At 54.9% G+C, this 13,741-nt stretch carries 12 protein-coding genes and 2 tRNA genes; 5 read left to right on the top strand and 9 right to left on the bottom strand.

Annotated elements, in window-relative coordinates:
* Positions 1-288 precede the first annotated feature (288 nt).
* Positions 289-2,091, top strand: coding sequence for a single-stranded-DNA-specific exonuclease RecJ (recJ, locus tag M2418_RS04295; protein ID WP_259144959.1), 1,803 nt, complete (start codon positions 289-291; stop codon positions 2,089-2,091).
* A 71-nt stretch (positions 2,092-2,162) separates the two neighbouring features.
* On the opposite strand, the gene M2418_RS04290 is transcribed toward recJ, so the two are convergent.
* From M2418_RS04290 to M2418_RS04260, 7 genes are all read right to left on the bottom strand, one after another.
* Positions 2,163-3,221 carry a PQQ-like beta-propeller repeat protein gene (locus M2418_RS04290; protein ID WP_259144958.1) on the bottom strand — a complete coding sequence of 353 codons (1,059 nt, stop codon included), beginning with the start codon at positions 3,219-3,221 and terminating at the stop codon, positions 2,163-2,165.
* 189 nt (positions 3,222-3,410) lie between these two features.
* A tRNA-Glu gene (locus M2418_RS04285) sits at positions 3,411-3,485 on the bottom strand.
* Between the two features lie 223 nt (positions 3,486-3,708).
* Positions 3,709-3,783, bottom strand: a tRNA-Glu gene (locus M2418_RS04280).
* Positions 3,784-4,020: 237 nt separating this feature from the next.
* Complete coding sequence (locus M2418_RS04275; RefSeq protein WP_275641007.1) at positions 4,021-4,794, bottom strand: amino acid ABC transporter ATP-binding protein; 774 nt, start codon at positions 4,792-4,794, stop codon at positions 4,021-4,023.
* 11 nt (positions 4,795-4,805) lie between these two features.
* Positions 4,806-5,963: an amino acid ABC transporter permease gene (locus tag M2418_RS04270; protein WP_259144957.1), complete on the bottom strand. Its 1,158-nt coding sequence runs from the start codon at positions 5,961-5,963 to the stop codon at positions 4,806-4,808.
* Between the two features lie 4 nt (positions 5,964-5,967).
* Positions 5,968-7,161, bottom strand: coding sequence for an amino acid ABC transporter permease (locus tag M2418_RS04265; protein ID WP_250982667.1), 1,194 nt, complete (start codon positions 7,159-7,161; stop codon positions 5,968-5,970).
* A gap of 87 nt (positions 7,162-7,248) precedes the next feature.
* Positions 7,249-8,274 carry an amino acid ABC transporter substrate-binding protein gene (locus M2418_RS04260; protein WP_250982666.1) on the bottom strand — a complete coding sequence of 342 codons (1,026 nt, stop codon included), beginning with the start codon at positions 8,272-8,274 and terminating at the stop codon, positions 7,249-7,251.
* Between the two features lie 336 nt (positions 8,275-8,610).
* Here M2418_RS04260 and M2418_RS04255 point away from each other — a divergent pair, with 336 nt between their 5' ends.
* Positions 8,611-9,798 carry a cystathionine beta-lyase gene (locus tag M2418_RS04255; RefSeq protein WP_259144956.1) on the top strand — a complete coding sequence of 396 codons (1,188 nt, stop codon included), beginning with the start codon at positions 8,611-8,613 and terminating at the stop codon, positions 9,796-9,798.
* Positions 9,799-9,901: 103 nt separating this feature from the next.
* Here the strand turns inward: M2418_RS04255 and M2418_RS04250 are convergent, their stop codons facing one another.
* Together M2418_RS04250 and M2418_RS04245 are read right to left on the bottom strand one after the other, a co-directional pair.
* Positions 9,902-11,068: an FAD-dependent monooxygenase gene (locus tag M2418_RS04250; protein ID WP_259144955.1), complete on the bottom strand. Its 1,167-nt coding sequence runs from the start codon at positions 11,066-11,068 to the stop codon at positions 9,902-9,904.
* Between the two features lie 31 nt (positions 11,069-11,099).
* Complete coding sequence (locus M2418_RS04245; protein ID WP_192487726.1) at positions 11,100-11,348, bottom strand: zinc-finger domain-containing protein; 249 nt, start codon at positions 11,346-11,348, stop codon at positions 11,100-11,102.
* A 153-nt stretch (positions 11,349-11,501) separates the two neighbouring features.
* On the opposite strand from M2418_RS04245, the gene M2418_RS04240 reads away from it, so the two are divergent.
* From M2418_RS04240 to M2418_RS04230, 3 genes are all read left to right on the top strand, one after another.
* Positions 11,502-12,290: an alpha/beta fold hydrolase gene (locus M2418_RS04240; RefSeq protein WP_192487727.1), complete on the top strand. Its 789-nt coding sequence runs from the start codon at positions 11,502-11,504 to the stop codon at positions 12,288-12,290.
* A 209-nt stretch (positions 12,291-12,499) separates the two neighbouring features.
* Positions 12,500-13,324 carry a serine O-acetyltransferase gene (gene cysE, locus M2418_RS04235; RefSeq protein ID WP_192487728.1) on the top strand — a complete coding sequence of 275 codons (825 nt, stop codon included), beginning with the start codon at positions 12,500-12,502 and terminating at the stop codon, positions 13,322-13,324.
* Between the two features lie 130 nt (positions 13,325-13,454).
* Complete coding sequence (locus M2418_RS04230) at positions 13,455-13,658, top strand: DUF3126 family protein (RefSeq protein ID WP_192487729.1); 204 nt, start codon at positions 13,455-13,457, stop codon at positions 13,656-13,658.
* The last annotated feature ends 83 nt before the right edge of the window (positions 13,659-13,741 follow it).

The raw sequence follows: 13,741 nt of genomic DNA, 5'->3' as shown, positions 1-13,741 counted from the left end.
GACTTATCCTAAAGCGGCGCACATCCATGATGTGCGTTGTTTTGGCTGGCGTAAAACGCCATGCCACGGCTTTGAATGTGACCAGCTTTGCAGCGCAAGCCTTGTCGTAAAGGCCGTTCGTGCATTTTGGTGATGCCATGCTTTAGGGCAGGTCATGTGTCCCAACAAAGTTTTCGGCCGCTCTTGCTCTTGAAACTCCCGCACGACAGAATAAATGCTCGTCTTTAAGACACGAAAGCTGTTTAACCGCTTTCATCATGTGTTGAGTTTGGCAGAGCAGGATAGTGAATGACGGAACCGGTCGATACCGTGCCACGTGCGTTTCTGGGTGTGGAGCGATCGGTCAGCGACCAGCGCTGGGTGTCACGGCTTGATCAGGCCGGGCAGAACCGCGCCCTCGCCATGGCGCAGCTTCACGGTATGCCGGAACTGATCGCCCGTGTGCTGGCCGGGCGTGGCGTTGCCGTTGATGAGGCACTGGAATTTCTCGACCCAACCATCCGTAACCTGATGCCCGATCCGCACACGCTGACGGATTGTGAACTGGCCGCGAATCGTCTGGCCGCCGCCATCGAGAAAAACGAAAAGATAGCCATCTTCGGTGACTATGACGTTGATGGCGCATCGTCGGCTGCCTTGATGTACCGCTTCCTCAATCATTTCGGGCTTGAGCCGGAAATCTATATTCCCGACCGTATTTTTGAAGGTTATGGCCCAAACCCCGCCGCCATGCAGCAACTGGCCGCCAATGGCGCCACGCTGATCGTGACGGTGGATTGTGGCTCCACCAGCCATGAATCGCTGCTGGCCGCCAAGCAGGCCGGCACCGATGTGGTTGTCATAGACCACCATCAGGTCGGTGAAACGCTGCCGCTTTGCGTCGCGCTCGTAAACCCCAACCGCCAGGACGATCTCTCAGGCCAGGGCCATCTCTGTGCCGCCGGTGTGGTGTTTCTGGTGCTGGTGGCAACGCTGCGAGTGATGAAGGACAAAAAGGACCGCCGCGCTTTCACGCTCGACCTTCTGTCCTTCCTCGATATCGTGGCACTGGCGACAGTTTGTGACGTCGTGCCACTGAAGGGGCTGAACCGTGCCTATGTGGTGAAAGGCCTTGTTGCGGCCCGTCACATGAACAATGCCGGTCTGGCGGCGCTGTTTAAGATCGCAGGCCTCGGCGGGCCGGTAACACCTTATCATTTCGGTTTTCTGATTGGTCCGCGCATCAACGCTGGCGGCCGGATTGGCGACGCCGCACTCGGCAGCCGCCTGTTGACCATTGATGACCCATCGGGTGCTGAAGTCATCGCGGCAAAGCTCGATGAGCTGAACCGCGAACGCCAGGCGATGGAAACTGTGATGCTGGCCGAGGCGGAAGCCGAAGCGCTTGCCGAATATGGTGACGGCTCCGGGGCAGGGGTTATTGTCACCGCCCGGCAGAATTGGCACCCCGGTATTGTCGGCCTGCTGGCATCACGCCTCAAAGACCGCTTCCGCCGCCCGGCCTTTGCCATTGCTTTTGATGCAAACGGCAAGGGCACCGGTTCCGGCCGCTCGATCAATGGCTTTGACCTTGGCCGCATGGTACGAGCTGCCGTCGACAATGGCCTTCTGGTCAAGGGTGGCGGCCATGCCATGGCAGCCGGCCTGACAGTGGAGCGCAGCGCGCTTGGCAAGCTTAGAACCTTCTTTGAGGAAAGCGCCTCAAAGGCCATCGCATCGCTGGTCGAAAACAGTGCGCTCAAGATCGATGGTGCAATTGGTGCCTCCGGTGCGACGCTGGATCTGATCGACCGGCTGGAAGCCGCTGGCCCCTATGGTTCGGGCCACTCGCAGCCGATTTTTGCCATTCCAGCCCACCGCCTGAAAGATGCCCGCACCGTGGGCGCCAATCACGTCAAGATAACGCTGGAAGCGCTGGATGGCAGCCGGCTGGACGGTATTGCATTCCGCGCGGCAGATGCGCCGCTCGGCCAGCTGCTGCTGAACGGCAGAGGCCGCTCGGTGCATGTTGCCGGCACATTGGGCGCGGAACAATGGCAGGGTCAACGCCGGGTGCAGATCCGCGTGCTGGACGCAGCAATCGCCAATTGATGTAACAAGCTGCTCGAAGGCTGAAGCAAGCCTCTGATGCCGCAAGCGAACGCCCAGCAGTTCTGAAGTGCTCAGTTTTGGTAGAGTTCAACGGTGCGACCGGTAGCAACCGCTAGCAGGTTGTTTTCAGCAACCAATCCGCCGCCTTTGCATTTGCCATCACCCACACCAAAGGTCGGCGTTGTGATCGTGCCGTCAATATCCATGCCGACAATCTGCCCTTTGTCATCAAGCACGAAAATTTGTCCTTGATGATACAGCGGTTGGCCGACGATCTCGCCTTGTAACGGCTGGCTCCAGACCGCTTCAAGTTGCGGCTTTTTAAACAGCAACCCCTTCTTTTCCAGGGACGCAACACGGATCGTGCTGTTGTCGTCACCAGCAATGATGCGATTGCCGACAACCAGTGGACCTGATGTGATCGCCGTGCCCTCAGGAATGGCCAGAGATGCCTTCAGGGCGCCATTGGCAGGGTCGTAGAGGTGGATGGCATTGCGGGCGCCCCAGACCAGCAGGCCGTCCACAATGGCGGCATTGAAGTGATACTGATCCGCTGTGGTTGACCACAACCTGTTGCCTGACTGCTGGTCGATGCACAGCAGATGCACGGTCGATTCTCCGAACTTGGCGCCGGAAACAATTGCCGTGTGGAAGATCTTGCCGTCATGCGCCAGAAATCGGTAGGCGTGACCTCCGGTGTCATGGGACCAGAGGACGTCGCCAGTCGCTTTATCGAGGCACCAGGTCTTCTGGCTGCCGCCACCGGTTTCGGCAATGAAGATACGATCCCCGCTCAGAACAGGCACATTGACATTGCGGGTGCCAACGGCGCTGGTCCACAACGTGCTGCCATCAGGCGCATAGGCGTGAACCGCGCCGGCGAAGCTGGCAACATAGATATTGCCATTATTATCAATCCGCGGTTCCGTCGCCACATGGTCGATCGTGTGTCGCCACACCTCACGCCCGTCGGTTTTTGAGAGTGCGATGACACTGCTCTCGAAGAAGCTCTTTTTGTCGTAATGAAAAACGCCGACAACCTGGTCCTTGCCAATAACAGGCGTGCGGGCCGAGACATTGCGCTCCTTGGGCAGCGCATAATTCCAAATCATCGTCCAACCGGTGTTCATGGCCAAACCTTCTGGATGAAAATGGTTCGATGGTGTCAAAGGGAAATAGCAACAAAGCGCAATGTTGTGTACCCGCTAAAGCCACGCTGAGAGCAGTGTATGGCTTGAGCATGTCAGCGCATGGCAAAACGACCAAGCGACGTTGTCGCTGTGGCGTTTTTTATCATGATGTAGGGGAGAGAAGCACAGTGGTACGCCCTAGGGGAGTCGAACCCCTCTTTTCAGAATGAAAATCTGACGTCCTAACCGATAGACGAAGGGCGCGTACGCTGTGTTGGCGCCCTTATAGTCAGAGGTTTGATTTCCCGCAAGCACCAAATTGCATTTTTTTTCGTTTCGGCTGTGGAAAAATGCATTTTTTTCCAGTTGGCCTTTTAGGTGAGGGGATTGCTGTAAATATTTGAAAATGTCGGCATAAATCGACATGCAGAAAGATCGTTCCCGAGGCGGGAATGATGCAGTTTTTCAATTTTGGGGAGGATCACAGTGGTACGCCCTAGGGGAGTCGAACCCCTCTTTTCAGAATGAAAATCTGACGTCCTAACCGATAGACGAAGGGCGCATACGCTGTGTTGGCGCCCTTATAATCAGAGGTTTTATTTCCTGCAAGCGCCAATTTTCGTTTTTTGCAAAAAAATGACAATACCGATGATTTTATTGTGCAGGTTTTGTAATTGTCTTTTTAAATCAGTGGCTTGTTGTTTTTCTGTCGCTCTGCGGTGACATTTGTTCGGGTATGTATAACGGCCATCTGCGCATAAAAAATGGGGCCGAAGCCCCATTTTTCCGTTTTCGATTCCTAGTGGAGAATCTGGCTGAGGAACAATTTTGTTCGCTCGTGCTGCGGATTGTCGAAAAACTCCTGCGGGGAGTTTTCTTCGACGATCTGGCCCTGGTCCATGAAGATAACCCGGTTTGCCACCTGGCGTGCAAAACCCATTTCGTGGGTTACGCACAGCATGGTCATGCCTTCTTCGGCAAGGCCCACCATCGTATCGAGAACTTCCTTCACCATTTCCGGGTCGAGCGCCGATGTCGGCTCATCGAACAGCAGGATTTTTGGCTTCATGCACAGCGAGCGGGCAATCGCCACGCGCTGCTGCTGACCGCCCGAAAGCTGGCCCGGATATTTGTGAGCCTGTTCAGGGATCTTCACGCGCTCCAGGAAGTGCATGGCAATCGCTTCGGCTTCCTTCTTTGGGGTCTTGCGAACCCAGATCGGTGCCAGCGTGCAGTTTTCAAGGATTGTCAGGTGAGGGAACAGGTTGAAGTGCTGGAACACCATGCCCACTTCGCGACGAACCTCATCGATCTTCTTCAGATCGTTGGTCAGTTCGATGCCATCCACCACAATGCTGCCCGACTGGTGTTCTTCCAGACGGTTGATGCAGCGGATCATCGTCGACTTGCCCGAGCCGGAAGGCCCGGCAATGACGATACGCTCACCGCGCATGACCTTGAGGTTGATATCGCGAAGCACGTGGAAATCGCCATACCACTTGTTCATTCCAACGATTTCGATAGCGACATCGGTATCAGAAACCGTCATTTTTTGTGTTTGGGGTCCTGCCATGAGTGTTTCCCTTATCTTTTATGTCCGGTGTCGAGGTGTCTTTCCATGAAGGCAGAGTAACGCGACATGCCGAAGCAGAATATCCAGAAGATGAAGCCTGCGAAAATCAGGCCGGTCAATGGTGTTACCGGGGTAATCCACGTCGCATCGCGGAAATTGAGCTGCACAATACCCAGCAGGTCGAACATGCCAATGATCGATACCAGAGAGGTGTCCTTGAACAGGCCAATGAACGTGTTGACGATGCCGGGAATAACCAGCTTGATTGCCTGCGGCAGAATGATCAGCCGCGTGGTCTGCCAGTAGCCGAGACCGAGTGAATCGGCACCTTCAAACTGGCCTTTTGGAATGGCCTGCAAACCACCGCGAATAACTTCCGCCATGTAGGCAGATGCAAACAGCGCAACGCCGACGAGTGCACGCAGGAAGTTGTCGATTGTCCATCCGGTTGGCAAAAACAGCGGCAGCATGACGTTTGCCATGAACAGAACGGTGATCAGCGGCACGCCACGGATGATTTCGATGAAACCGACGCACAATGTCTTGATGGCAGGCATTTTAGATTTTCTGCCAAGTGCCAACAGAATGCCGAGCGGCAGTGACACCGCAATGCCGACGAACGACAAAATGAGCGTGACCATCAGGCCACCCCAAAGAGGTGTGTCTACGCGCTGCAGGCCGAAAGCACCGCCATGCAGAAGGTAGAAGGCAACCACTGGGAAGATGATGAACATCAGGACGGCGTTGATTGTCTTGCCAGGGATTTTTGGAATGAGCAGCGGCACCAGCAATGCAATGAGCATGACTGTTACCAGCAGCGGACGCCATCTCTCATCGAGCGGATAACGGCCAAACATGAACTGCGCAAAGCGGTCCTCGACAAATGCCCAGCAGGCACCGGTCCAGCCTTCTGGCTGGATGCCACCCTGGACGACGGTGGCACACACGGAACGGTCAGAGCCGACCCATGATGCCTTGATGAACAACCAGTCGATGGCCGGTGGTACGATAGCCAGGATGATGGCGACCGCAATCAGCGTCAAAATCACGTCTTTGGGGCCGGAGAACAGATTTTTCCGCAGCCATGCAACGGCGCTTTTTTCGTCCTTTGGGGGAGGTGCCGCAGCAACCATGGCGGTGCGGACATATTCTACGTTTCTTGTGCTCATCAGCTTATCTCTCCACCAATGCCATCTTGGCGTTGAACCAGTTCATGAAGAGCGATGTGATGATGCTGATCGACAGATAGACAATCATCCAGATCGACACGACTTCGACGGCCTGACCGGTCTGGTTCAGGGTCGTTCCGCCTGTGGACACCAGATCGGGATAACCGATGGCGACACCCAGCGAAGAGTTCTTCGTGAGGTTGAGATATTGGCTGGTAAGCGGCGGAATGATGATGCGCATGGCCTGCGGCACAACGATAAGACGGGTGGTCTTGCTGGATTTCATGCCAAGCGCGGTGGATGCTTCCGTCTGTCCCTTCGGAACGCCGCGAATACCGGAACGGATGGTTTCGGCAATGAAGGCGGCGGTATAAAAGGAGAGGGCCAGATAAAGCGCGAAAAACTCCGGCAGAACAGTGCTGCCACCCCTGATGTTGAAGCCACCGGCAACAGGTACGTCGAAAGTCAGCGGCGCACCGGCAACCAGAAACGCCAATAGCGGCAGCCCAATCAGGATACCGAGGCCTGCGCGGAAGATCGGGAAGGTCTGACCGGTTTTCATCTGGCGTTTTGTCGCCCATTTGGACAAGGCCACAACGGCAATGATCGCAACCGGAATGGAGATTGCGAAGATCAGCGAACCTTCGCCCCAAACCGGTCTTGGAATAGAAAGGCCACGGTTGTTGAGGAAGATGCCAAACGGCAGATCGTAGGAATCTCTGACATTGGGAAGCAGGCGCAACACGCCCGTGTACCAGAAGAAGATAACCAGAAGCGGCGGGATGTTGCGGAACACCTCGACGTAAACCGTGCAAATCTTGGCGATCAGCCAGTTGTTGGACAGGCGCCCGACACCGACAATGAAACCAATGATTGTTGCGGTGATAATACCGGTTATCGCAACGACTAGGGTGTTGAGGAAGCCGACGACCAGCGCCCGGCCATAGGTGGAATCGCTGGAATAGGCGATCAGCGTGTCACCGATGTCAAAGCCAGCGCGGCTATTCAGAAAGCCGTAGCCAGACGCCGTGTTGGAACGCGCGAGGTTGGTCGCCACGTTGTTGGCAATAAACCACACGACGGCAACGAAGATGATGATGGTGACGATTTGAAAGAAGATTGAACGGACGAACGGATCATAAAGGAGTGAACCGGAGGATCTGTTGCCGGAAGACGCAATTGTAGCGTTATCTGCCATGTTTGCCCTATCCCCATGTGGCCATGTTGGCCATCTTGTTATTGTAAAAGGCAAGGCGGGTTTAAGCCGCCTTGCCGTTGACGAGGATTAGCGAATTGGTGGTGCGTACTGCAGGCCACCCTTGGTCCAAAGGGCATTCAGACCACGCTGGATTTTCAGCGGAGAAGATTCGCCGAGGTTGGCCTCGAAGATTTCACCGTAGTTACCCAGTGCCTTGACGATGTTGTAGGCCCAATCATTGGTCAGGCCAAGGTCGGTACCAATCTTCGAATCGGTTTCTGTGCCAAGGAAACGCTTGATATCCGGGTTGGTGGTGCTTGCCTTGATTTCATCAACATTGGCTTTGGTGATGCCGAATTCTTCAGCCTGAACCAGCGCGTAATGGCTCCAGGAAACGATATCGAACCACTGGTCGTCACCCTGACGAACGGCTGGTCCAAGTGGTTCCTTGGAAATGATTTCAGGCAGAACAAGGTGGTCATCTGGGTTTGGAAGGCCAAGACGAACGGAATACAGACCGGACTGGTCGGTGGTGTAAACGTCGCAACGGCCAGCGGCGTAAGCAGCGTTCACTTCTTCGAACTTTTCAAACACGACTGGCTTGTATTCAAGGTTGTTGGCCTTGAAGTAGTCAGCAAGGTTAAGTTCTGTGGTCGTACCGGACTGTACGCAAACGGCTGCACCGGAAAGTTCGAGTGCCGATTTTACGTTGAGGCTCTTAGGAACCATGAAGCCCTGGCCGTCGTAATAGTTGACGGTACGAAAGTTGAAGCCAAGTGCGGTGTCGCGGCTGATGGTCCAGGTGGTGTTACGGAACAGAACGTCGCCTTCACCGGACTGCAGAGCCGGGAAACGTGTCTGACCTGTTGTTGGTGTAAACTTCACCTTTGTTGGGTCGTTAAAGACCGCAACTGCCACAGCGCGGCAGAAATCAATGTCGAAACCTGTCCAGTTACCGCTGGCATCCGGGGAAGCAAAACCCGGAAGACCTGTGTTCACGACGCATTGTACAAAGCCCTTTGCCTTTACGTCATCCAGTGTTGCGGCCGAAGCCACCGAACCTGCACCCAGCGCAGCTGTGCCGATAATGGCTGACAGAATTGCCTTTTTCATATTTTCCCAACCTTTGTTTATTATTTAATCGATTTAGAAAGGGCGAATACAATTATTTCTTTATATTTCTCCCCTTCCGCATCACCTCCCGGTGCGCACATGCATCACAATCATTATTGCCTTCATGGTCAAGTCTTGGGAGAAATAAAATTGCCTAAAAAAGAGATTTTTCAGTTTGATGACTGTGAATGAAGCAATTGTATAAATTATAGGCGGCGAGTGGGCAAAAATATCGCGTTGCAACCGCCATCTTTAAAACGTTTCTTCTGAGGGTTGACCTGTTCGCTGCGGCCTAGCATGTTCACTTCACATCTATCAGTGAGTGTTTATCCCGAAATGAAAAATAAAGATCTTCTGCTTTCCGGTGCGGGCGACAATACGCGTCTGGCTCATCTGGGAAATGACCCAACCGATTATTATGGCTTCGTAAATCCGCCTGTCGTACGCGCTTCGACCGTGCTTTTCCCTGACGCGCAGGCCATGGCAGACGGCAAGCAGAAATACACGTACGGTACGCATGGCACACCGACCACGGATGCGCTTTGTGAAGCAATCAACGAGCTGGATGGCGCAGCCGGAACTATCCTTCTGCCATCGGGGCTGGCTGCGATCACCATCCCGTTTCTTGCCTATCTGTCGCCCGGCGACCACGCGCTGATCGTTGATTCGGTCTATTTCCCGACCCGTCGGTTCTGCAACACCATGCTCAAGCGCATGGGTGTCGAAATCGAATATTACGATCCGCTGGTTGGCGCTGGCATCGAAGCCCTGATCAAGCCAAATACCAAGCTGGTGCATTTGGAAGCGCCAGGTTCCAACACCTTTGAAATGCAGGAAGTGTCGGTCATTTCGGCCATTGCGCACAAGCATGGCTGCGTCGTTACCATGGACAATACCTGGGCGACGCCGCTCTATTTCAAGCCGCTCGACCACGGCGTTGATATTGCCATGCAGGCGGCGACCAAATATCCGTCCGGCCATTCCGACCTGCTGATGGGCTTTGTGTCGGCCAACAAGGAACATTGGGATACGCTCAACGAAGCCAACATGTTGCTTGGCCTGTGTGCGGCACCGGATGATTCCTACCAGATGCTACGCGGCCTGCGCACCATGGGCGTGCGCCTTGAGCGCCATCAACAGAGCGCACTTGCCATTGCTGAATGGCTTGAGGGCAGGGACGATGTGGCCAGTGTGCTGCATCCGGCCCTGCCAAGCTTCCCCGGCCATGACATCTGGAAACGCGATTTCAAGGGCGCAAGCGGCGTGTTCTCCTTCGTGCTGAAGGCTGGCGCAGATGAATTCAAGGCCAAGTCACACGCATTCCTCAATGCGCTGAGACTTTTCGGTCTGGGGTATTCCTGGGGTGGTTATGAAAGCCTGGCCGTGCCGGTTGGCCTGTCTGACCGCGTCATTGCCAAGGCACCTGAGGGCGGTCCGGTTATCCGCCTGCAGATCGGCCTTGAAGATGTGGCTGATATCCGCAAGGATCTCGAAGCCGGTTTCAAGGCGGCAAGCGCCGTCTGAATTGACGACCTTCGTAAGTTTTAAAGAGCGCCGCCATCAATGGTGGCGCTTTTTTATTCTGAGGTATGCATGAAAACACCGGAGACAAAGCCGCGTCTCTCCATCACCCCTTGGCGTGGTAGCCATAAAGCCAGTCAAGGTCTGCTGCAAAAGATTGCGCCGGACGGACGGCAAACAGCAGGTCACGTCCAAGTTTGAACGGGCCGCTGGCATGGTAGGCAAACCGGTTCATCTGCGCCCGCTTGCGTGCCTTGTTGATGCGCGGCACGCGCAAGCTTTCAAACGCCGCCAATCCCTGAGGCAGCGTTGCCGCTGACATCACCTGACCGGCAAGCTCAAAGGCGTCCTCGATGGCCATCGCTGCGCCCTGCGCCGCAAATGGCATCATCGCATGGGCGGAATCACCAATCAGCACCGTGTTCTGGCCATTGTGCCAGCAGCCTTCGCTCAACTGGTAAAGCGGCCAGAAATTGCCGTTCTCGGTCTTGGTCAGCAATTCACGAATGGCCGGGTGCCAGTCACGGAACTGCTCAAACAGCAATTCTTTCTGGTGACCGGTTGATTCTGCCTTCCAGGTCTGGCCTGGATCGGCACCGATGGAAATCGCCACGACGTTAAAGGCGGAAACCTCTTTCAGCGGATAGGCGACAATGTGGCCCTTGGGGCCGAGGAATGCCTTGACCGACTGCTTTTGCAAAAAGGACGGCGCCACATCATCATGGATTGTAAACCGCCATGCGACATTGCCTGAAAAACTGGGCGAGGGGCTTTCCGGAACCGAGTAGCGGGCGCTCGACCAGACGCCATCTGCGCCGATGATCAGATCATGATCGGCAAAAGTGATGGCGGAGATATCTGCCGTGCGTACGGTTTCAATGCGTTTGCCCAGATGCAGATGACAAAGCGGATTTTTCAAAACGGCACCCAGAAGCGCCTGCTGCAGGGTTGAGCGGTGCAGAACTCCGTAAGGTGCCCCCCAGCGTGCACGCGCCAACTGCCGCATGGGCAATGACATCAGGGTTTTCAGGGATTGGCCGGAGGTCAGGTCGATGGTTTCAGGTTCGACCCACAGCGGCTCGATATTGGCCAGCACATCCAGCTCGGACAAAATGCGAGAGGCATTTGGGGATATTTGCAGCCCGGCGCCCACCTCCGTCAGGTGATGGGCCTGTTCGATGATATGCGAACTTACGCCGTGCCGGGCAAAAGAAAGAGCGGCGGTCAAACCGGCAATGCCGGCACCGACAATAGCGACAGATTTTACGGGCATAAATGCACCGATCAGAAAGAGAGGAAAGCGGTCAGGCTGCCTTCACATGAAAAACACAGCCCGGTGGATTTGTCTGCTCGGCCTTGAGTGTTGGGTTGTAACGGAAAAGGGTTGAGCAATAGGAACAGACCTTTTCGTTGTCATCGCCCATATCGATGAAAATATGTGGATGATCGAAAGGAACGGAAGCGCCCGTGCACATGAATTCCTTGACGCCGATTTCGATCATCGGGTGACCGCCATCGTTCTGGAAGTGAGGAATAGTGTGATGACCGGCCATGCGGATCTCCAAATGCTTTATGTAGATTGAAACCTTGACTGCTTTGGCATGACATCTAGCGATAAATGAAGTCAACCTCCACAGAAATCGAAACATATCAGGGTTCAACCTTCAGGATTCATGACATAAGGTCGGCCAAAAAGGATGTCTTTGATGAATCTCAATACCCCCGATTTTTCTTTTTATCAGCGCGATGGCCTGAAGCTGGCCTATTTCGATGAGGGCGACCCGGCGGGCGAGCCGGTTCTGCTCATCCACGGCTTTGCATCGACAGCCAGTGTGAACTGGGTGCATCCCGGCTGGTTGAAGACATTGGGAACCGCCGGTTACCGGGTGATTGCCATTGATAATCGTGGCCACGGCCAAAGCGATAAACCGCATGATTCCGAGGCCTATTACCCGCCGATCATGGCGGAAGACGCCATTGGCCTGCTCAACCATCTCGGCATTTCCGAAGCGCATGTCATGGGCTACTCCATGGGCGCGCGTATCTCCGCCTTTCTGGCGCTGGCCCACCCGGAGCGCGTGCGCTCGCTGGTGTTTGGCGGCCTTGGCATCAATCTCTGCAATGGTGTTGGCGATTGGGACCCGATTGCCGAGGCGCTTCTGGCCCCTTCGCTTGACGGCGTTACCCACGAGCGTGGCCGCATGTTCCGCATGTTTGCCGACCAGACCAAAAGCGATCGCCTTGCGCTCGCTGCCTGTATTGCCACCAATCGCATTCTGGTCAGCCGCGAAGATGCTGCCAGGATCGACATGCCCTGTCTGATAGCTGTGGGAACCAAGGATGATATTGCCGGTTCACCACAGGAATTGGCCGACATCATGCCCAACGCCACCGCACTCGACATTCCCGGTCGCGATCATATGCTGGCGGTGGGTGACAGGGTGTTCAAGGCAGCCGTGCTGGAGTTTTATGCTGGTCTTACCAACAATGCCTGAGCGGTCATGAGCCCGATATTGTCCCGGGTTTATGGTCAGATGAAATGACTTTAAGGCGCCCTGATGCCGCTTGCCGGGCACGCCGCGCCTTAAAAGTAGAAATGTTATGCTGGAGACGCGTCGATGGCTTGATATGCCATTGCGCTCACCCATTTCTATCCGAAACATTTTTCGGTATAAGAAATGTTCTGAGGTAAAAGGAGACCATTATGGTCGTGCGCAATGAAGTTCGCCAACTTGAACAGGTGGCCGTTGTCGATCCCATCTGGGGCAGCCTTCTGAACGAAGCGCGCAGTGCCGCTTCGCAGGATCCATTGCTGGCTGCATTTTTCTATTCGACAATTCTCAACCATCCTTCGCTCGAAGCGTCCGTCATTTACCGCATATGTGAGCTCCTTGATCACCCTGACATGCAGGCTGTTCTGCTGCGTCAGACCTTTGATGAAATGTTGAAGGACTGGCCGGAATGGGGCACCATTCTGCGCGTTGATATTCAGGCAGTTTACGACCGCGATCCGGCTTGCACGCGCTTCATGGAGCCGGTGCTGTATTTCAAGGGTTTCCACGCCATCCAGACACACCGACTGGCGCATTGGCTGTTGAAGAAGGGTCGCAAGGATTTTGCGCTTTATCTGCAAAGCCGTGCCTCGGTGGTTTTCCAGACGGACATCAACCCGGCCGCACAAATTGGCCGTGGTATCTTCCTTGACCATGCCACCGGTCTGGTGGTCGGTGAAACCGCCGTCATCGGTGATAATGTCTCCATTCTGCATGGTGTCACGCTGGGTGGTACAGGCAAGGAAGGCGCAGACCGCCACCCGAAAATCCGCAGTGGCGTGATGATCGGCGCTGGCGCAAAAATCCTCGGCAATATCGAAATTGGCAGCTGCTCACGCATTGCCGCTGGTTCTGTTGTGCTGAAGCCGGTGCCGCCAAAAAGCACCGTGGCAGGCGTGCCAGCCAGGGTGATAGGAGAGGCCGGGTGTACCGAGCCATCGCGTATAATGGACCAGGTCATCGGCGCTGATATCTGATCCGCGTGTCTGCAATCACAGGTGCAACTGACGTGCATTTTTGATGCGCAAGAACACTTTTTGCGGACTTTACTTTGACCTTTGTCCCATGCCACAAGCGGCGCAAAGCGAACTGCACAGGAGATAGAGTGTGAAAACCGAAGAGATCAAAAAGCTCGACGCTTATTTCAAGCGCACCTTCAATCCGGAGATGGCGGTCAAGGCCCGTCCTCGTAAGGATGACTCGGCTGAAGTCTATCTCGGCGAAGAGTTTCTGGGCGTTGTCTATGTCGACGATGAAGATGGCGATCTGTCCTATAACTTCTCGATGGCCATTCTCGACGTCGATCTCTGATTGATATTTGCACCATCTGTTGGGTGCCCAATAAAAAACCTCCGGTCATGCCGGAGGTTTTTTCGTTTCGGGGTATGGCTGCT

Origin of the sequence: Rhizobium sp. BIGb0125 (genome assembly GCF_024810055.1) — a bacterium.
Lineage (GTDB): Bacteria > Pseudomonadota > Alphaproteobacteria > Rhizobiales > Rhizobiaceae > Agrobacterium.
Note: the sequence above shows the minus strand (reverse complement) of the source record. Positions and strands in the feature narration are given on the sequence as shown.